Here is a 20,274-nt window from a genome sequence, read left to right on the forward strand (position 1 = left end):
CTATTAACGCTGTTAAAAAGCACCCTTCGGGGTGCTTTTTTTATGGCTGGAACTCAACCAGAAGTGGATTGTGATCCGAGGCTCGTGTCACCAATACTGAGGCATCAGCCAGAGTCAGGCCGCGATAAAACACGAAATCGAGAGGTCTGCCAAAAGCACGGCTGCGATTATCGGTACTAAACTCAACTTCTTCCAGACCCATACCTTGGGCAAAACGCTGTAAAGCATTAACCCGTTGGCGACTCCATGCATTGAAATCTCCCGCTAAAATAACCGGGCCACGGTGCATCGCAATTTGTTCACCAATCGGCTCTAACTGTTTACTGTAAACATCAACACCCAGACTAAAATTCACTGCGTGAATGTTCACAACCATCAATAAGCGGCCATCATGAATAGGATAAACAGTAATTAACGCCGACTTAGACAAGCGCAGCAGCGGCTCCCGTTCTCTCAATGGGCAGCAGTAGACTGGGTGGGTGGCCGCTAATGTCATCACGCCTGAGGGGTGTTGAGGCAATGCAAACGCAGGAACCTGATCAGCCGCCTGATAATGAGACGTAGCAAACCTCACCAACTCAGGTGTTGTTTGTGCTTCTTGCAGTAGCATCAGTTGAGCATCACGTCCGAATTCTTTAAGCACAGATAGCCATTGCGCCCGCTGCTGCTTAAAGATATTCCACACCATCACACGCAGAAATTCAGTTGTCGGCAATGGCGCGCCTGGCGGTAACCCTTGCCCCAATTGTTTAGCAGAGCCAGGGAAAATCTGTTCAACCGGTTGACCTGCAACATACCGCATTGCATATGTTCGTTTCGGCACTTTAATGGCCTATTCCTTATTCGAAATCACTCTGGTTTGTAAGATAACCGTAGTTGGTAGTTCACTGATTATACGCTCAGATGTTCCGGTCAGTAATGTCTTTTGCCCATGTTGTCTTTTTGATATTGGGATACTCAGGGATAGATTCAATCTATGTTATTCATAATGCACTAATAAGGCCTCTATGAACAAAAAAGCCCACAATCTATATGCGGGCTAAAAACGAAAATCTGAAAGTGGCGTTAGCTGATAACCACCTGATTTGAGTGTTTCTTATCCAGTTTGCCGCTTAACCTCACCAAGAGTAGTGCAGCAACAACGATTATTCCGCCAATCCATGGGGTCTGGGCTAAACCCACGCGAGTCACTGCCTGCCCCCCAAGAATTGACCCTAAGGCAATTCCTACGTTAAATGCTGCAATATTCAAACCAGAGGCGACATCAACAGCATGTGGTGTATATTCCTCTGCCTTTTGCACCACATAAACCTGTAAACCAGGGACATTGCCAAAGGCAAAAACCCCCATAATCAGTAATGTAATCAATGCCGCGACACTGTGGTTGGCACTGAACTGGAAAACAAATAACAGACCAGCCAATGCAGTAAAGATAAAGCTCAAAGCAGGCACAGCACCATGGCGATCAGCCAATTTCCCCCCCCAAATATTACCAATCGCAACAGATATTCCGTATGCCAGCAAAATCCAGCTTACCGCAGCAGCCGAGAACCCTGCCAACTCTTGCATAACGGGGGCCAGGAAAGTAAACATGGTAAAGAAACCGCCATATCCTAATGCAGTAATACCGTAAATCAGCAATAAACGTGGGTGAGTGAGTACCTGCAATTGCTGCTTAATACTGGCTGAAGCTTTATTGGGAATATTATTTGGCACCAAAATAGCACTGGCAATAATGGCAACAACACCAATCAGTGATACCGCGAGGAACGTTTCCCGCCAGCCAAAATGCTGCCCAATAAATGTTCCTAATGGAACCCCTGTCACCAGCGCCACTGTCAAGCCGCCAAACATAATGGCAATAGCTGAGGCCGCTTTCTCTTTAGGTACCAGGCTGGTTGCGATAGTTGAGCCGATTGAGAAAAAGACCCCGTGCGCCAAACCGGTTAATAGACGGGCGACAACTAATGATTCATAACCTGGTGATTGCCACGCTAATAAGTTACCTAACGTGAACAAAACCATGAGACCAATCAATAGTAATTTTCGAGGGATTCGCCCTGTTAATGCAGTCAGCACCGGAGCACCAATAGCTACCCCCAATGCATAAATTGAAACCAATAACCCCGCCGACGGGACAGAAACACCCAGTTGTTCGGCGATCGTCGGTACCAGCCCGACAATAACAAACTCTGTGGTACCAATAGCAAATGCACTGATGGTCAGTGCCAGTAAAGCGAGTGGCATTATCAACTCCAGAAAACAGTGATGGAAAACAGCTCAATTTGATAGCGGCTATTATGGACCTATGTTTAAATGACAAAAATGCTCAAAATATCAAAATATTTTTGCTGGAGTAGCAACAATGAAAGCAAACTCAGATGAACTGATTACTTTTGTTACTGTGGTGGAATGTGGCAGTTTCAGCCGTGCGGCAGAACAACTCGAACAAGCAAATTCGGTAGTGAGCCGAACAGTAAAGAAGCTTGAGAATAAGTTGGGTGTCACTTTGCTCAATCGCACTACGCGGCAGATCAGCCTGACCCAGGAAGGTGAACACTATTTTCGGAGGGTACAAAATATTTTGCGAGAAATGGCGACGGCAGAAAATGAAATTCTGGATAATCAGTTGAATCCTAAAGGATTACTTCGTATTGATGCCGCTACCCCAGTGGTACTACATATTATCGCGCCATTGATGGCTGAGTTTCGTCAGCGCTACCCTTTGGTGACTTTATCGCTAGTTTCGTCTGAAACATTCATCAATCTTATCGAGCGCAAAGTGGATATCGCAATCAGGGTGGGGACGTTACAAGACTCAACGTTGCGAGCCAGAAAACTGATGACTAGTTATCGCCATATTCTCGCCTCACCAGCCTACTTGAAGCAATATGGCACGCCGCAAACTGCCGCAGATTTAGAGCATCATTTATGTTTGGGATTTAATGACTTACCCATATTAAACCGCTGGCCTCTGGCAGGTGCTGATGGGCAACTTTATGAGATTAAGTCAGATCTGGCATCCAATAATGGAGAGACGCAACGCCGCCTGTGCCTTGAAGGTAATGGTATTGCCTGCCTGTCAGATTTTATGGTCCAGCAGGATCTGCAACGTGGGGATTTGGTACCGATATTACAAGAACACACTTTGCCTGTCGCAATGCCGATCAATGCTGTGTATTACAGTGACCAGGCTGTCAGTAATCGGCTACGCTGTTTTATTGACTTTATCAATGAACGTCTAATATCGGCGAATCCGACAAAATAGAAACCACCTCAAGCGAGGCGGCTTCGTCAGTACTTAATCTAAAGTTAATCCCACTTTGGTGCTAAACCATCAGGGCTTACCAGCCGTTCGTCACGATCTAGTGTGGCGATCAGCGCCATATCTTCTGCGTTCAGCTGTAAATCCTGAGCCAACAGATTGCTGGCCAAATTAGCCACTTTGGTTGATGAAGGAATAACACTGTAACCCAATTGCATCGCCCAGCTTAAAATGATCTGCGCAGGTGTCGCACCGTGCTGCTCTGCAATTTTCTTGATAACTGGCTCTTCTAATGCCTTGCCATAAGCCAGCGTCATATAAGAAGTGATAGCAATATCATTTTGCTGAGCAAACTCAACAACCTTGCGGTTTTGCAGCAATGGAGACAACTCGATTTGGTTCGTCGCTATGGCCTTGGCGCCTACCGCAGCTATAGCCTGCTTCATTAAATCAATAGTGAAGTTAGAGATACCAATCTGACGGGTTAATCCCAACTCTTTGGCTTTCATCAACTCAGCCATAAATTCAGCAACAGGCACTTCATCATTTGGCGATGGCCAGTGAATTAATGTCAGATCCACATAATCGGTTTTCAGCTTCTGCAAACTCTCTTCCAGGCTGGGAATTAATTTCCCTTGCGCTAAATTCGCAATCCAGATCTTAGTGGTGATGAATAGTTCGTCACGTTTAACACCGCTTTCTACGATAGCCTGACCAACTGCGGCCTCATTTTCATATATCTGCGCTGTATCGATTGCACGATAGCCCAATGTTAATGCCTGGCTCACTGAATCAATAACAACTTGATCTTGTAGTCGAAAAGTTCCTAAACCGAATGCAGGTACGCTCATTGTAATTCCTCATTTTAAAGCGAGTTGATTTGTATCCTGGTTAATATGCTGTCGGGCAAAAAAACCATTGGTGTAAAAATCTGGCTGCCACCGGGAAGCAAGTAACTCAGCTTCCCGGTGAAAATCTGCAGTGATTATGCCAAGAGTTTTATTGCCAAAAAATGCCACATTCAACACAATACTTTTGATAAAAAATCAACAATGAGGAAATTAATGATGACTATGGCCAGCGACGGATCACCAATGATGTATTGATGCCACCAAAGGCAAAGTTATTGGTTTGGAAGAATTCAGTATCAATATAGCGCCCTTCCCCCATCAGATAATCCAGATCGCCGCAGGCAGTGTCTGGGTCTGTTAGATTAATGGTGGGGGCAAAGCGCCCAGCCCTCATCATTTCCAGACTCATCCAGGCTTCAAGAGCGCCGCAGGCTCCCAAGGTATGGCCGAAATAACTTTTCAGAGATGAAATTGGCGTCCGATTACCAAAAACAGTAGCCGTAGCCTGACTTTCTGCAATATCCCCGCGCTCAGTCGCCGTACCATGAGCACTGATATACCCGATATCAGCAGCCGCCAGCCCCGCACTCAGCAAGGCTTTTTCAATACAAATTTGCATGGTTTCTTTTTGCGGCTGAGTTATATGACTGGCATCGCAGTTAGTGTAAAAACCCATGATTTCACCATAAATAGTGGCACCACGTGCTTGTGCATGTTCCAATTCTTCCAAAATCAGAGTGCCGGCACCTTCACCTATAACCAAACCATCGCGCTGACGATCAAAAGGTCTTGGCGATAATTTTGGCGAATCATTTAGCTGGCTAGTCGCAAACAATGTATCAAACACTGCCGCTTCAGAAGGACACAGTTCCTCTGCTCCGCCCGCTACCATTACCTTTTGGTAACCATGACGAATAGCCTCATAGGCATACCCGATTGCCTGACTACCGGAAGTACAAGCACTTGAGGTAGGGATAACTCGCCCACGCAAGCCAAAAAATAACCCGGTATTGACCGCTGCGGTATGGGGCATCATTTGTACATAGGTCGTACCGGTAATGTTATTGGTATGCTTTTCAGTCAGCATGGTGGCAAATTCACTGACCGGCTTGGTGCTGCCCGTTGAGGACCCATAGGCAATTCCCGTATCACCATTGGTTAGCACGTCTTCCCCGATCAGCCCCGCTTGCTCCAACGCCAGCTCAGTCGCTCGGGTCGCCAACAGCGATACCCGCCCCATTGAGCGAATCCGCTTGCGGGTGTAGTGCTCCGGTATGACAAAATCATTAATCGGCGCGCCTAAATGCGTATTCAGCCCCTGATATTCCTCCCACTGCGGCATATACTGCACCGCATTTTCGCCCGCATAAATACGTGCCGAGATATCAGCCCAACTGTTACCAAAGGCGGTAACACCACTCATGCCAGTAATCACAACTCGATTGGTGGCAACCATCCTGCTGCTCATACCATTCCTCCATTGATTGAAATCACCTGACGAGTAACGTACCCGGCAATATCTGACATCAGATAGCTGGCTAATCCAGCTACTTCTTCAGCCTCTCCCATCCGTTTAAGGGGGATCATGCGCATTGCTTCTTCCAGAGCTATTGGCTCCATATTGATCATGCCGGTATCAATCAATCCAGGGGCAATACAATTCACGGTAATTTTGCGTTTCGCCAACTCCAGAGCCAGAGCTTTGCAAGCCCCGATAACTCCGGCTTTAGCCGCACTGTAATTCACCTGGCCACGATTCCCGACCACACCCGAAACTGAGGAAAGCGCAATAATTCGCCCGCCTTTACGTAAACCGATCATGGGCATCACACAGGGATGTAGGACGTTGTAGAAACTGTCCAGATTGGTATGAATAACACCATCCCACTCCTCTTCTGTTAGTGCAGGGAAAGCGCCATCGCGGGTGATTCCGGCATTGTTTACTACGCCGTAGTAGCCACCATAAGTCGCGATATCCTGCTCCAGAACATCTTTGCACTGTTGCCTGGCACTAATATCAAAACAAATTAAGCGCCCTTCACCACCAGCATCAATAATCTGCTCCAGAGTCGCCTCAGCACCAGCAACATCTCGGTGATAATGCACTACTACTAAAAAACCATCTGCAGCCAGACGAAGAGCAATAGCTCGCCCTATCCCTTTACTAGCCCCAGTGACTAAAACAGAACGCTTCATGCACCATTCCCCAATGTAAGTTTTTTTATTTCTTCGGCATCAGGCTGATAAGTATTTAACCTGCCGCAAGCGACCTGCTTTCCTGCAATGCTGATACTGCACTCAAAACTGCCAATTTTTTCATCTTGTAAGATTAAATGAACACAGACCTGAAGCTCACTGCCAGCCGGGAATACGGCAAGCTCACAACTGATGGCCCGCCCCCCCAACAACATCCCGATAGTCGGTGGCACTGCTTGTTGCAAACCGTGCCAGCCACGCCAGACGCCAATAGTTTGCGCCATTAATTCGATAGCAAACCAGTTGGGTAGACAACCATGCGTATCAAGGAAGGGGGCGAGGACGCTATCTTGAGAAACAGTAACGCGACACTCGGCATTGCTCTCCTCTACAACATAAACTTTATCTAACATCACCATAGGTGATTGGTGTGGTAAGTAGTACTCAGCAGAATGCATCATCTGCCAGCCCCTAATATCAAACACGCGTTGTTACCACCAAAAGCGAATGAGTTAGACAAAATAACCGGAGTCTTGAGCATTGCTGGCCCAGTGACCAAATTAATCTCGGCCAAAGTTGTATCCCGGGATCTTTGAGAAAAATCTTGTATTGGTAGCGGCAAGGAATGGCTTAGCATCAGCCAACTTAGTGCGGCCTCAGTTGCCCCTGCGGCTCCCAAAGTATGTCCGGTCAGATGTTTGGTTGAACTACAGGGTGTCTGATGACCAAATACCCGATTTACGACCTGTGCTTCAACCTGATCATTTAAGCGAGTCGCCGTGCCATGCAGATTAATGTAACCGACACCCGCGGGCTGTAACCCAGCCTGAGTTAATGCCATTTTGATGGCCTGTTCCGCCCCGCGCCCTTCAGGATGAGGAGCAGACATATGCCAGGCATCCGAGGACTCCCCTACACCCAATAGTGCTACAGGGGAAGGTTCACGTGATAATAAGATTAATGCTGCCGCCTCACCAACATTGATCCCTTTACGTTCTGCCGCAAATGGAATACAGCGCTCAGCAGACAATGATTCAAGACTGTGAAAACCGTTGATGGGCATACGGCACAAGCTATCCGCACCACCAACTATCGCTGCATCGACCATTCCTGATTCTATTAGGCGCTTGCCACTAATAATTGCCCGCACGCTGGAAGAACAAGCCGTCGAGACGGTATAACTCGGGCCAGTTAAACCTAAATAGCGTGTGAGGAAGATGCTGGGATCACCTAACTCTTGCTGTTGGTAATGGTATCCCGCAGGAAACTCACCAGAACCGGGTTGATATTCCCTGACCGCCTGTTCCCCTTCGAAAATACCGGAAGTGCTGGTTCCCATAATCACGGCAACTCGTGATGCACCATAGCGGGCGATACATGCGGTAATTTCAGGTTGAATTTGCAACAAGGCAGCCATCAATAGGCGGTTGTTACGGCTATTGTGTGGCGCGAGTTGTTCCGGTAATGCGGGTAACTCAGCATCAACCGCTCCCAACCAAATAGGTGAATCATCCAAGAGCCAACCCGGCCGGGGGGCCATTCCAGGGGCCAGTCCGGCACAAAGGTTATCCTTCACTTCAGATAACGAATACCCCAGGGCATTGACCATCCCGACGGCGGAAAAATAGACCATCGCCGCTAGCCCTCCACATTTTGGATAGTAATACGATAGTGAAACACAAACTGCTCGATAGCTATTGGCTTACGGATACCGCCTGACATTTGGTAGCTAATCTCTGTCACTACCTGCCCCTTATCATCGTATAGCCTGCGTTTATCTCCCTCATCCACCAGCCGCCAATTTGCAGGTAATAACGCAAGCCACGATGCAACGGGCCAATAGCTCAACATAATATCGGCAAGAACCTGATTAGCAGGGGGTAATCCAACAATTTTTATTGTTTGTTCTAAATGAATCCCCTGCTTGTCATAGGCAACTTTAAATAAGCGGATACCCAGAGGGGACAGCCCAACCAAGGTTAAGCGCTGCCCATCTGCGTGGAGGAGCACTAATAATGACTGCTGTTTTCCCTGTGCTGTTGCAGTCAATAGCTGCTGCTGATCAATGGGCTCAGCTATCATCGGTTGTGGCAAATCTACCCTCACTCCCGGTTTAAGCCAGGCTTTAGGCTGTGTTTGGTCCGGTGAGCTTACACACCCCACAATCAACAACGCTAAAACGACTAATATCCCACTCCGTTTATCGATCACGGACGCTCTCCTTTTGGCTTGGGTAGCGCTAAAGGCGCTAATAAAAAGGCGGTAAATACACCACTGCTCAGCACAATGCCAAAACTACTGATGGCTTGGGTATGACTAAATACCAACATGCCAAAGGTCAATTGAGTAGTGAATACAGCCATAAAAATGGCAAACATTGATGTACTTGGCGTTCCACGAGGGTTGGTGAAGAACAAGGTATAATTGATGCCAATACCCAACACCAATATCAATGCTAATAAAGAGAAGAGATTCAATGAATGGCCTGTGACAGAAAGCACTGCCAGCCCCATTCCCAATGACAGTATCGTGGGAGTGACACAATACAAGCCACGACTGAAGCCGAATCGCCAACAATAGACCACGGCAATAACAACCACCGCAATCAATAACAGCCATGATAAATAAGCACGATAAACAGAGAATAGCGTGTTGAATTCAGTTTTCCTGTCAACCCAGGTCACTCCTTGTACTGATTTGGCCAACTGCTGTAACGCGCCAGGATTAGTGACACCACTTACAGGAAGCAGCATCGCTGTTCGCCCATCCGGTAATGAGAGCCAAAGTAATCGCCACCCTTCGCTCACCACAGAGTCAAGCCATTGAGGTGGAGTCACCCACACTGTCGAGCTCCTCTCCGCAGGCGATTCAGGCAAAGAAACACTCATACCAGCCTGTTGCAGTTTTTCGATAATTGTTGGGGTTGTTTGCTTAAGCAGTGCAATATTTTGTTGTTGTCTAAGTAGTGAAGGCAATGGCAATACCCGATAATTTTCAATCCATCCTGCTTTTTTAGCCTGTGACAGATAAGGAGAAAATTGCTCTAAGCGTTGTAATGCCTGTTCAGCATTATCACCATAAACAACAAACCATTTTTGGTCACTGTGTTGCCCGGTAAGTGCAGCAATACGCTGTTCCTGCTGTTGGAACTCAGCCGGCATTGCCTGCAATTCACTGATATCATCATTCACTTGCAATGTAGCTAACCCAATGATAGTAAAAATAATAATCAAGATAGGTAAACCCAGTCGCAGCACTCGATTACATTGCCAACTCTTTAACCACAGATGAATCAGTTTTAAGCTCGGTACCGGACGAACCGGTAAACGTTTAGCTAATATCGGATACCAGCACATCACTGTGATACAAGCAGCGGTCAGCCCTGCGGAAGCAAAAACAGCCAATTGCTGTAATCCGGGGAAAGGTGCAATGAGTAAAATCAGATAAGCTATCACAGTGGTCAATAGTGCCATTGACAGTGCTGGGAACAATTTCGTCAAACTCGCAAGCGGTGTCGTCTGACCGCCATGCGCCATACGGTCAGTCAAATAGTAAAGGGTATAATCCGCTGAAATACCGATGATACTGGCACTCAATACCAGAGTCATAACATGGACTTCGCCAAAGATAAGTAATGTGGCAACCGCTCCTGCTAATGCACCGATGGTTATCGAGAGAAGGCATAAGCCTAGTGGCAATAATGATTTAAACATGAGAAGGATCAGCAGGAATACTCCGGCGACCGATATCAAACCAATGGTCGAAATATCACTTTCGGCCTGCTGACTGGCGTAATTACTGTAAAAAATAGTGCCTCGTTCCAACACTTCAGTGCCAGGCCAACGTTGCTGAAGTTGTTGCTTTAACTCAGCCAATGAATCAACAGTGCTGCGCGCGCTGGCCATATCATAAGATGAAGCGCGTAATTCTCCGTGAATCAAATACCATTGGCGGCCATGACTATCTTTAGCCACTAGCCAGCCCTTATTTAAGCTTAATGTGCCGCTATTTTGTTGTTGTGCAAGCTGTGAACCACGGACCAGCAGCAAGGGGTCATGCTTTAATTCTTTACCACTCACCCCGGCAAATGCCGAATAAGTTTGCCCAAGTATCCATTGCGCTTGAGCATCGCCGCCATGGCTTAAACGCAGGCGGGTCGCATCATCCAGCAATACATTACGGTGCTGAAAGAAAAAAACACCCCATTCCTGTTGCCGCTGAGCAGTCATTTCACCACTGACTTGATGTAGCGCTGGCATTTTTTGTAACTGCTTTAACCACCAGTTCACCGGGGCTAGTGTGTCATTCTCAGGGCTGACCAACCATACTAATTGGCGGTCAAGGCGTTGGTTAAACCCCTCAGTCAGCTCAGCTGGAACACCTGCCAGCTCTTGTTTCGGCAACAACGCCAGAACACTGCTATTAATCTGACTACGGGGGATTAACCAGAGCAATGTTGCCAGCAATAGCAGGCAGACAAGTAACCAGCCGATAGCCAGTTTTCGATGGCAATCAGTGCGCAAAAAGCTGCTGTTCGGCATGGCTCAGTGTCTTAGGCTCAGTTAATTGGTTGAAAAAACGGATATGAGTTCCATCTCCCTGCATATCTTCTATATCAATCGTTTCCAGAAAATATTGACCATGCAAAGTGATGGATTTAAATAACTTATCCAATGGTGTCGTTTTCGGAGTCAGTACTAATACCCAACGATCTTGGCCACTATCGGTAAAGGTTAACGTGAAGTTTTGCTCCAGAACTGATGTATCAGCATGGAACAATGCAGTTAATAAGTGATTAAACTGGAACATTTGAGGATTACTGTCCGCAGTAATCACTTGTGAAGGCTGGCCGTCCATGGTTTGCACCATCCGCTTGTCATCTAACAATAGCGTCAGAACAAAAGGTTTCTGCTGTGACCACCAAAGCCCTTTCTCACGAGAGATAAGTAGGCTACCACTTGATTTTAAAGGTTTATCCATACCACTTATGCTGCGTTGCTGTTCAAATTCGGCACGCAGTACCGGTTGTTCCCCAAACCGCTGTTGCAGTGATGTCAGTGTCACTGCATGGGTAGTGAGACTTAAGCAAAGTAGTATGGTTGCCAGAATAGATTTCATAGAGTGATACCCATTTTCTCTAACAGCACCGCTGGCGAAACAAAATTCATTTCTTTTGTCGACGCCTTAACCGCGACCTGAATGGTATATCCCGTTGTCATGCGCTTGCCGCTGGCGGCATCATAAATCTGGTAACCAATACGTAAGCGATTTTCATATTCTTCGATGGAAGCACAGATATGAATGCGCTGCTCAAATTCCAGCGGAGCAATGTATTTCACTCGCGTGTCTACTATCGGCCACACGTAGCCTGAAGCCTGCATCTCTCGATAGCCATAATCGATTTGATTCAATAATGCCTCTCGGGCAATTTCAAAATAACGGAAATAATTGCCGTGCCAGACTACCCCCATAGGATCGATATCATGGAAAGGGATGTTATGGACTATCCGGGTAGCAAAACGCGGGTCATCGGGTAAATTCATTTCACAAATTTCCTTGGTTTGGCTTCCCATCATTTAGATGCCAGAAGTCATAAAAATTAAACCAATCGAGTGGGGCTAATAGTGAGTAATGCTCCAAACGGGCAGCGTAGCTATCCACGGCGTTTTGCAAAGCAGATTGCCGGGTAGCTCGCGGTAATATCAGCGGATCAGCGAAAGGCTCAAAATAAACATGTAATCTTGCCGAACGCTCCGAGCCAATAACACCCGACGCCACCATCGATTTCGCTTGTCTGGACAGTTTTAAACCAAACATTAGAAATACAGGGCAACGCAGTGCAGCAGCCAAAGCAAAAGGCCCAATAGGGAAGGGAGCGGGATATCCTAAAAACGAGCTCCAAATGACCCTTGGTTGGTTGTCTCGCTGATAAGGACTAACAGAGGTACGATCCCCGACAATAGCCACCCATTCCCCTTCATCCAGCTTTTGACGCAATAAAATGGCTGTATCCGGCCCAATCGATGTAACCTGAATAAGGTTAATCAGGGCATGTGGATTAATTTCCTTCATCACCTGATTAAAACGAGCCGCATGGTGAGTGAAAACCAATGCATTGACCTTTACGCCAACAGATAACTCAGCCAAAGCACGACAAGACTCTATATCCCCTAAATGGGATGCCAAAATGAGTGATCCTTGACGAGTGGCTATTTGCGCCTCACAGCGCTCACGCCCTACCAAGACCACATCTTTGCCAACCACTAAATCCCCTTGCCAACTAGCCAATTTATCAAGCATGGATTCACCAAATCGCATGAAATGCCGAAAGCTATTTAAAGATCTCGGTAAGGGGTGATTTTGCTGTTTGGCGTAACTCACTAGCCGCTGTAAATAAAGAATTGAAGCTTTGCGTTGACGATGACCAGTGAGCCAAAAATAGCTGATAACGGGGTATAGCATCAGATTGAAAGCCGTACGTCCCAGAATCTTGTAACTGCGTAGCATCAACCGCATGCCCCATAAGCCACTGCGTTCTTTAGTTTGAGACCAATGGTTTTCGGGCTTTTGCAGATGACGCTTAAGTAAGGTAGGTATGCGTGGCAACATGCCAAAGAATAAACGAGTATGCATCCAGGAAATACGCAGATTGTCACGTAGCGCATCAAAATGCGAAATACCATTTTCAGGATAAGTAACCTTTGTTGGCAAGAAGCGGCTTTCTGTACCCTGCCAATATAATTTGACCATTACTTCGGTATCAAAATCCATCCGAACACCCAATGAATACTGGGCAGCTACAGCCAATGTTTCAGCGACTGGATAGACACGAAAACCGCACATACTGTCTTTTAGCGACAGAGATAATGTCTCAATCCATACCCAGAAGTGAGTGATATAGCGGCCATAAAGTCGCGCTTTCGGTACTGATTTATCGTAAATCGGTCGCCCTGAAATGAGGCAATGAGGATGTTTTTCCGCTTCAACTAACATGATCGGAATATCCGACAAATGATGCTGGCCATCAGCATCGACTTGTAAGCCGTGGCTATAGCCATATTTTTGTGCCACGGCCAATCCATTCAGTACCGCATTCCCCTTCCCCCTATTTTCAGAGTGTGTTACCAGTACAACCCAAGGATATTCCGCCGCCAAACGCTCCAGCTCGTTTGCAGTATCAGCATCACTACCATCATCGATTATCAGGCAAGGGAGTTGATATATAGCCAACTGCGATAATACTCCCGCCATGGTTCCACCATGATTGAAACAAGGTATCACCAGGCACGGTGCAAAAGGGGTTACTGACATAGGGAAATCTTTCCGCTGCTAGCCGTTATTTCCCCATGGATAAGGTATTTGAATATCAGCTTATGTTCCGTTCGCGCCCAATTAAGCACTAAGATCACTTGATCCTCCGGCATCAGTGGTCGCTGAAATTTTACGACATCAATACTCTTCACCGCCGGTAACTCGCCTAGTAACTGATTTGCGTAGTGCATAACCCAATTAATTTGTGCCACACCAGGCAGTATCGGACAATCGGGAAAATGGCCACTAAACCAGTGTAATTCAGCAGGCAATACAAGACTGATATTTGCGCAGTGATTGCCTGTTATTGTGTGAGTGATAACAATAGGGAACATCATAAAAACAGCTCCTGTAGCAGCGCATAATCTCGCTTTCCTTGCAAATTAACAGGCATAACATCAATCACACGCAAACGACGGGGAAGAGAGACAGGTTCAAGCCAATTCCGTAAGCTGCTTCGCAAGTTTTGAGTAAAAGAACCCACTGTTGCAGTTGAAAGTTGCTCCTTGCCATAGTCCGTCAATACCACAACAGCAGCAATACTCACTCTTTCGTTTTGGGTTAAAACCAATACCGTTGCTTCAGCAATATCAGGAAGTGATGTTAGACGCTGTTCTATCTCCGTCAGCGAAACACGCTTCTCTTCTATTTTTACGATTCGATCTTGACGCCCAGCCAGGTAAAAACTTTGCCCATTATCTGATAGCTCAATAATATCGCTCATCAGCATCCCTGTTGATTCAGGTATCAAGGCAGAGTAAACAGTAAAAGTATTATCATTATTAATGGCTAGTGTTACCCCTGAGAAAAACTGCCACGGTTGCAGTTGCTCTAACTGTTGACGATAAGCAATCAGACCAGTTTCCGTCGCACCATAAATCTCTGTCGGCAGCACACCCAAGATTTTCAGAGTAGCTTGGGCATCATGAAAATTGAGCGGCCCGCCAGCAGAAAAGATCTGCTGACATCGTATCGGGGGTAATTTCGTATCTATGCGCTTTAAAAACGCGGGGCTACTAATAAATATTGGTGAAAATAATTCAGGTAATTGTTGTAGTTGTTCATGGTAACCAATCAACTCAGCCTGAAAAGGTATGCCTAGCGAAAGTGGTAAAAAGAGTCGAAAAGTCAGCCCGTACAAATGTTGATGAGAAACCGAAGCGATAATTAATGGGTTGCTCATTTTGTCCAAGTACTGCCCCCATTTTTCAGCCAACCAATGGCTTTCAATATCCAAACTAGCAACAGACTTGACCACGGCCTTAGGTGCACCAGTAGACCCTGAGGTGAAAAGAATTAGAGATGCATCGGAAGGCCAATCAGGAAGTGGATGACAAATAGTATCTACAGGGGCATGGTCTGCCACCATTACAGTCGGGCAATTAAGATTCAGCAACTGGTCAGTCAACATGCCATCAAACTGATGCAATTGTTCCTTAAGCACGGCCTCGCGCGCATGGCCGAAAATAATGGGTGTTTTTTTACAATATAACGTGGCAAGTAATGCAACAGTAAACCAATAGCTATTTTCAAAACACAGCGCCCAACGGCTTGTAGAGAAAATGGCCATTCTCTCCACAAGATAAGTAACATCACACCTTAGTTGGCGCAAAGTTACCTTTTTCACACCACATAGAGTGATAATCAGGGCATCATCTCGAGAATGATCCAACCAATTAGCCATAGGCAAATTCACTGCTGTTGAACCCTTTTCCTGATTATCCATTCCATACCCATCAAAGAACCAATAAATAAATAGCTCAAGCCACCGTTATATAAGGCCCATAAATGCATATCGCCGTACAAACAAGTTGCCAAAGCAATCGTGCCATTTACTGCAAAAAACACGCACCATATCTGAGTCACTTTTCGGGTATAAACCACACCTTGTGGTGACAATTCAGGTTCAGTCAATCTTGCCAATCTTTCAATTATGGGAGGGGGGCGAAACAAAGAGCAGGCAAAGAGCGTCAGTAAAAAGATATTGACTACTACAGGATAAAACAGCAACCACTGGGCTTTCCCTAACCCCCAACTTGCCAAAGATAGGACAATACCAGCCAGTGCAAGCACTTTACCTAGCCAGAGTTGTTGTTTAATTTTGCTGCGTACAACAAGGAGGCGCAATATAAACATCAATAGCAGTATCGGGGCTAATACATGTAATCCCCAGCGTTCCAAGCCAAACCAGACCGCCAGTGGGTAGGCTATAAATGCGATAACCGTAAAGACTTTAAGTAAAACAGTCAGGTGACCAATAAATAAATTACTCTGATTATCTGTCACCTGATTTCACCACTTATGGCTTGGCATTCAATAAATTATCGACTGCATCAACAATATCTTGAACAGTTCGAACTGATTTGAACATTTCCGGCATTATCTTTTTACCAGTAGCTTTCTGTAAATGCACAACCAGATCAACTGCGTCAATACTGTCCAACTCTAATTCTTCATATAACTTTGATTCTGGCTTGATATCAGACTCATTAATATCAAAAAGCCTCACCAGGAGCGATGTAACCTGCTGATATATTTCTTCTTTTTCCATTATTATAATACTCTGTCAGTTACGCTGTTCAGAAATAAATTTCGCAAGCGTTTTTACCGAATAAAAGTGCTGGCGCATATCTTCACTCTCCGCAGAGAGCACGACGTTATATTTATTTTTGAGTGCTAATCCAAGTTCCAGAGCATCAATCGAATCTAAACCTAAACCATCACCAAATAATGCAGCCTGTGAATCAATATCATCCACCGACATCCCTTCCAGATTTAGGGCATCAATAATTAGTAATTTGATCTCACTACTCAATAATTCCATTAACTCTTTCTCTTAGATTCAGGCATTAATGCACAGGTTAGATGCTTCGTCAGTCGCCTTGCAGCAAGCGCTAGTGATAAATCACTATCATGGATAAATTCATTACTATTGATTTTATTTTGAACAATAATATTAAATTGAGGCTTTACCGGCGGGATATTATACCATTTAAGTTCTTTCGTCAGCATCGGAGGATTACAATCAATATAAACAATTCGGATATCACACCCGCTATGCAATGCAATATTCGCAGCTCCTCGTTGTAAACTCAGTTCGCAACCAGCAGTTGTTCTTGTCCCTTCAGGGAATATAAGGATGCTTCCTCCCCTGGCTAATCGAGCTTTACAGTGTATTAATAACCTATCTGACTCAGTATTAACCAAATAACCAGCAGACTTGATAACACCTGCAACAAATATATTATTTAACAATGCTTCCTTGACAATACAATCACATCTTGGCATATGTGCGGCCAGCAACACATAATCTAATAAGCTAGGGTGATTAGCCACAATCAAACAACCGGTGTCCTCTGAGAACAGCTTATTATTTTCTATTTGATAATCGAAAACACCGAGAAATCTGGCTATACGTAGAAATAGCTGAAAACTATAACGAATACTTTGCTGAGTGATCTGACTTCTGGTTGCTTCTGAGCGAATAATTAGGCGTAAAGAGGAAAACCATAAAAGGGATAATAACAGCCCTCCTAAGCCAAAAAGCATGAAGCAAAAAGCTGTTGCAACAACTCGCCATGAACGATTTAGCAAAGAAGAATGCTGGGGTGTAGTTTGAACTGCAAGAGAACTATCCATCACTGGCTCCATTGCCAATCATTTTGCTGACCTTGTATTACGAAATAAGACTTTTTATTCAACCAATTACGCAAAAAATTGAGCCCCTGCGGTAATTCAGAATTAATACTATAAGTGCTAGAAATACCTTCACACTGCAAATCATCACCAGTAGTTAACAATAATGCTAATGCATAGGGCAACCCTATCGGAGACGTCTGAGAATGATAAAAGTCAGGCATAATTCCATCGAAATCGACTAATAGCACCCGCTCAGCGCCACAAGCGAGCATCCCCATAGCTTCGAGGATACCTTGTTGAAAACTGTCTATTCCTGCTGCAAGTGACGTTACAGGCAATGTATCGCTTGCAGTGATAGTTAACCATCCAGATGCCGTATTGTGAACTGACATGGCAAAATCGGTTGGAGAAATGCTCTGCTGCTGCTGGAGGCATTGTAGTATCTTGTAAGTACGTTCCAATTCTCCATGGCGGCTGGTAAATATTGCCATATCTGCAGTTTCTGCCCCTAACAATGAAAGCCCTGCTTCAACCGCTAGTCGGCTACCTGTGCTCATCCTTCTGGCGGACATCATAGGTATATGCGTTGACTTAGGTAAATCCCCTTGCCAGGCGGTGTGATTTGCACAATTCTTCGCCCAGTCAAGCCACTGCTCACGAACTCCCATACCTGGAGCTAAAGCACACCAATTCAGTATATTCAGCGAATGAGCCACGATCCCCGGACTTCCCAAGTAACAAGCAGTAAAGCGAGACAATTTATTCTATTTCCAGGTAAAAAGCATTTAAAAATTTGATTATTCTCTTTTTGTTTAAGAATTACTTATATTCATACTTTGAATGTGATTAAAATTCTAAAAGAAAATATTTTATATATCGGCATGTTTCTAATAATCTTTAGATGAATTCCAAATTTATTTATATTTACGTGATGAAAAGCAATAAATATGAACAACAACATCCAGATTACATTTATGTAAAATAAAAGCAATATAAGAATATTTGTGTATTTGAATGAGTCAGAGTATTTTATCCTTGCTATACAGCATGCTGCGTTATTCCTCTCATGGACTAACATGAAAATTATTAATTAATTGGATCATCATGAAATTATTAAAAATGATTTTAATCGGGTTTGTATCTCTCGCATTTATCACTGGATGCTCTAGTACCACGCCAATACAAAACGTGAGCCAAACAGTAATTGGCAATCATACTACTGCCGAAGTACAAAAAGCGATAATGGCCGGCGGGATAAAACGAGGCTGGATAATGACTCCTGCCTCTGACGGTGTGATTAACGGAAAACTAATAAATCGCGACCATACAGTTGAAATTCAGATCAATTACAGTGCTAATAATTATCAAGTCAAATATATTGGCAGTACTAATATGGATGCAAAAAATGGGAAGATACATTCAAAATACAATCGCTGGATAGCTAATTTGAACAAAGACATTCAGATCCAGCTCAGTCAGCCATCAATGTAACATCATAAATAACAATAAGTTATTATAAAAACTCACCATTCAAAGAGAATCATGCTGGGTGGTGAGCTATTACTTGGATTACGAGGACGTAAGCTTGCGCTACGGATATGACAAGGATCAAATCAGTGCTTTGGCGGCAATAACTGAAGCTCAAAAAATAGCTTTTGCACCGATGCTATTTCAAGCTGCACTTAACCTGAGGGAATCAGGGATTCTAGCCGCATTAGATAACTCAGGTAAGAACGGAATAACCTTGGATGAGATTGAAGTTCATTGCTCGCTAAGTAGATACGCCATCAGTATCTTATTGGATATGGGGCTGAGTGGTCACATTCTCTACCAGCAGGGAAAACATTTTTATCTGGGTAAGATTGGCCATTACTTGTTACATGATCAAATGACCCGCGTAAATATGGATTTCACTCGAGACGTTTGTTACCAAGGATTATTCAATTTAAAAGAATCCCTGGAAACAGGCAAACCAGCGGGATTATCTGTGTTTGGTGAATGGCCGACAATTTATCCAGCACTGAGTGAATTGCCCAATGCAGCCCGCGAGAGTTGGTTCGCCTTTGATCACTTCTATTCAGATAATGCCTTTCAACTTGCTCTAAAAACAATTTTTGATCTTGAGCCTAAACATATATATGACATCGGTGCTAATACCGGAAAGTGGGCTATACAATGTGCAGCCCATGATCCTGATGTAAAAATAACACTATTGGACTTGCCACAACAGATAGCTTTAGCCAATGAGAATGTCAAAAGCAAAGGTTATAGCGATCGTATTAGTTCGTATCCCGTAGATCTGTTACTGGCAGATAAATTACCTGGGGAAGCAGATGTTTGGTGGATGAGCCAATTTCTAGACTGTTTCAGCGAAGAAAGAATTGTACATATTCTAAAGCTTATTCACCATGCGATGAAACCAGATAGCTATGTATGCATTATGGAGATATTCTGGGATAGGCAACAATTCGAAGCCGGCGCATTTAGCTTAAATGCATCATCTCTTTATTTTACATGTATGGCTAACGGCAATAGCCGTTTTTATCACTCAGATACATTTTACCAGTGCTTATCTGCTGCAGGGTTCTATGTTGAGGAAGATATTGATGGTCTTGGTATTGGTCATACGTTATTAGTCTGCCGTAAAGAATCAGCCTAGTACGAAGCCCTCAGATTGGGGGCTTATACACCCCCCCCATTCCTATCCCCTGCTTTAATCACACTTAGCCACCAAGGCTTTTCATTCGCTATGGGTTGTGGACTGTGGTCTGTTAAATTACGAACATAATTAACTAAGAGATATCTGCCTACGAGTAGGAGTATTACCGTATGACTCGATTAAGAGATAGGTTATTGGGGGATAGATTTAGTCGACTAAAAATAGATAGAAGTTAAAATGCAAAAAACCCCTGAATCATCGATTCAGGGGTTTTGCAATAAGTGGCGGAACGGACGGGGCTCGAACCCGCGACCCCCTGCGTGACAGGCAGGTATTCTAACCAACTGAACTAC

The 20,274-nt window shown here is 44.8% G+C and carries 22 protein-coding genes; 3 read left to right on the forward strand and 19 right to left on the reverse strand.

The genetic code is table 11. The features are described 5' to 3' along the window. Positions 1 to 40: 40 nt before the first annotated feature. Entirely contained in the window at positions 41 to 823 is a 783-nt protein-coding gene (locus QSV56_RS20210) for an endonuclease/exonuclease/phosphatase family protein (protein ID WP_026018126.1), read from the reverse strand. A gap of 242 nt (positions 824 to 1,065) precedes the next feature. Next, a complete protein-coding gene (locus QSV56_RS20215; RefSeq protein WP_046050371.1) occupies positions 1,066 to 2,247 on the reverse strand; it encodes an MFS transporter in 1,182 nt (393 codons plus the stop codon). Positions 2,248 to 2,365: 118 nt separating this feature from the next. Between QSV56_RS20215 and yafC the strand changes: the two genes are divergently transcribed. Continuing rightward, a complete protein-coding gene (yafC, locus tag QSV56_RS20220; RefSeq protein ID WP_046050370.1) occupies positions 2,366 to 3,268 on the forward strand; it encodes a DNA-binding transcriptional regulator YafC in 903 nt (300 codons plus the stop codon). Between the two features lie 44 nt (positions 3,269 to 3,312). Here yafC and dkgB read toward each other — a convergent pair whose 3' ends face one another. The 17 genes from dkgB to QSV56_RS20305 all read right to left on the reverse strand — a co-directional run bounded on the left by dkgB (position 3,313) and on the right by QSV56_RS20305 (position 17,978). After that, positions 3,313 to 4,116: a 2,5-didehydrogluconate reductase DkgB gene (dkgB, locus tag QSV56_RS20225; protein ID WP_046050369.1), complete on the reverse strand. Its 804-nt coding sequence runs from the start codon at positions 4,114 to 4,116 to the stop codon at positions 3,313 to 3,315. 220 nt (positions 4,117 to 4,336) lie between these two features. Further along, positions 4,337 to 5,572: a beta-ketoacyl-ACP synthase gene (locus QSV56_RS20230; protein WP_046695657.1), complete on the reverse strand. Its 1,236-nt coding sequence runs from the start codon at positions 5,570 to 5,572 to the stop codon at positions 4,337 to 4,339. Between the two features lie 8 nt (positions 5,573 to 5,580). Then, the gene (locus QSV56_RS20235) at positions 5,581 to 6,312 is read right to left on the reverse strand and encodes a 3-ketoacyl-ACP reductase FabG2 (RefSeq protein ID WP_301213509.1); all 732 of its coding nucleotides are present in this window, start codon (positions 6,310 to 6,312) and stop codon (positions 5,581 to 5,583) included. Next, positions 6,309 to 6,773, reverse strand: coding sequence for a hotdog family protein (locus tag QSV56_RS20240; protein WP_019082096.1), 465 nt, complete (start codon positions 6,771 to 6,773; stop codon positions 6,309 to 6,311). Before QSV56_RS20240 ends, QSV56_RS20235 begins: the two co-directional genes overlap by 4 nt. Continuing rightward, a complete protein-coding gene (locus QSV56_RS20245; protein ID WP_019082095.1) occupies positions 6,770 to 7,945 on the reverse strand; it encodes a beta-ketoacyl-[acyl-carrier-protein] synthase family protein in 1,176 nt (391 codons plus the stop codon). Before QSV56_RS20245 ends, QSV56_RS20240 begins: the two co-directional genes overlap by 4 nt. Positions 7,946 to 7,950: 5 nt before the next feature. Next, positions 7,951 to 8,523 (reverse strand): DUF3261 domain-containing protein, encoded by a 573-nt coding sequence (locus QSV56_RS20250; RefSeq protein WP_046050368.1) that lies wholly within the window; start codon positions 8,521 to 8,523, stop codon positions 7,951 to 7,953. After that, positions 8,520 to 10,853: an MMPL family transporter gene (locus QSV56_RS20255; protein ID WP_050159957.1), complete on the reverse strand. Its 2,334-nt coding sequence runs from the start codon at positions 10,851 to 10,853 to the stop codon at positions 8,520 to 8,522. The genes QSV56_RS20250 and QSV56_RS20255 overlap by 4 nt, the downstream gene beginning before the upstream one ends. After that, complete coding sequence (locus tag QSV56_RS20260) at positions 10,825 to 11,430, reverse strand: outer membrane lipoprotein carrier protein LolA (RefSeq protein ID WP_019082092.1); 606 nt, start codon at positions 11,428 to 11,430, stop codon at positions 10,825 to 10,827. Before QSV56_RS20260 ends, QSV56_RS20255 begins: the two co-directional genes overlap by 29 nt. Continuing rightward, the gene (locus tag QSV56_RS20265; RefSeq protein WP_005173101.1) at positions 11,427 to 11,855 is read right to left on the reverse strand and encodes a thioesterase family protein; all 429 of its coding nucleotides are present in this window, start codon (positions 11,853 to 11,855) and stop codon (positions 11,427 to 11,429) included. Before QSV56_RS20265 ends, QSV56_RS20260 begins: the two co-directional genes overlap by 4 nt. Position 11,856: 1 nt before the next feature. Further along, the gene (locus QSV56_RS20270; protein WP_050157648.1) at positions 11,857 to 13,623 is read right to left on the reverse strand and encodes a glycosyltransferase; all 1,767 of its coding nucleotides are present in this window, start codon (positions 13,621 to 13,623) and stop codon (positions 11,857 to 11,859) included. Beyond that, on the reverse strand, positions 13,614 to 13,961 hold the full coding sequence (locus tag QSV56_RS20275) for a hydroxymyristoyl-ACP dehydratase (protein ID WP_050162405.1): 348 nt from the start codon (positions 13,959 to 13,961) through the stop codon (positions 13,614 to 13,616). Before QSV56_RS20275 ends, QSV56_RS20270 begins: the two co-directional genes overlap by 10 nt. Then, positions 13,958 to 15,349 carry an AMP-binding protein gene (locus tag QSV56_RS20280; protein WP_050162406.1) on the reverse strand — a complete coding sequence of 464 codons (1,392 nt, stop codon included), beginning with the start codon at positions 15,347 to 15,349 and terminating at the stop codon, positions 13,958 to 13,960. The genes QSV56_RS20275 and QSV56_RS20280 overlap by 4 nt, the downstream gene beginning before the upstream one ends. Further along, positions 15,316 to 15,909 (reverse strand): hypothetical protein, encoded by a 594-nt coding sequence (locus QSV56_RS20285; protein WP_046050364.1) that lies wholly within the window; start codon positions 15,907 to 15,909, stop codon positions 15,316 to 15,318. The genes QSV56_RS20280 and QSV56_RS20285 overlap by 34 nt, the downstream gene beginning before the upstream one ends. A gap of 13 nt (positions 15,910 to 15,922) precedes the next feature. Next, the gene (locus tag QSV56_RS20290; protein WP_046050363.1) at positions 15,923 to 16,174 is read right to left on the reverse strand and encodes an acyl carrier protein; all 252 of its coding nucleotides are present in this window, start codon (positions 16,172 to 16,174) and stop codon (positions 15,923 to 15,925) included. 15 nt (positions 16,175 to 16,189) lie between these two features. Beyond that, positions 16,190 to 16,447: a phosphopantetheine-binding protein gene (locus tag QSV56_RS20295; RefSeq protein WP_046050362.1), complete on the reverse strand. Its 258-nt coding sequence runs from the start codon at positions 16,445 to 16,447 to the stop codon at positions 16,190 to 16,192. Beyond that, complete coding sequence (locus QSV56_RS20300) at positions 16,447 to 17,262, reverse strand: 1-acyl-sn-glycerol-3-phosphate acyltransferase (protein ID WP_046050361.1); 816 nt, start codon at positions 17,260 to 17,262, stop codon at positions 16,447 to 16,449. Before QSV56_RS20300 ends, QSV56_RS20295 begins: the two co-directional genes overlap by 1 nt. Then, the gene (locus tag QSV56_RS20305) at positions 17,262 to 17,978 is read right to left on the reverse strand and encodes a beta-ketoacyl synthase chain length factor (RefSeq protein WP_019082085.1); all 717 of its coding nucleotides are present in this window, start codon (positions 17,976 to 17,978) and stop codon (positions 17,262 to 17,264) included. The genes QSV56_RS20300 and QSV56_RS20305 overlap by 1 nt, the downstream gene beginning before the upstream one ends. Before the next feature lie 388 nt (positions 17,979 to 18,366). Here QSV56_RS20305 and QSV56_RS20310 point away from each other — a divergent pair, with 388 nt between their 5' ends. Beyond that, on the forward strand, positions 18,367 to 18,753 hold the full coding sequence (locus tag QSV56_RS20310; RefSeq protein ID WP_019082084.1) for a hypothetical protein: 387 nt from the start codon (positions 18,367 to 18,369) through the stop codon (positions 18,751 to 18,753). Between the two features lie 94 nt (positions 18,754 to 18,847). Further along, on the forward strand, positions 18,848 to 19,921 hold the full coding sequence (locus QSV56_RS20315; protein ID WP_026018124.1) for a methyltransferase: 1,074 nt from the start codon (positions 18,848 to 18,850) through the stop codon (positions 19,919 to 19,921). Positions 19,922 to 20,274: the final 353 nt, after the last annotated feature.

Origin of the sequence: Yersinia sp. 22-579, assembly GCF_030433455.1 — a bacterium.
Classification (GTDB): domain Bacteria; phylum Pseudomonadota; class Gammaproteobacteria; order Enterobacterales; family Enterobacteriaceae; genus Yersinia; species Yersinia enterocolitica.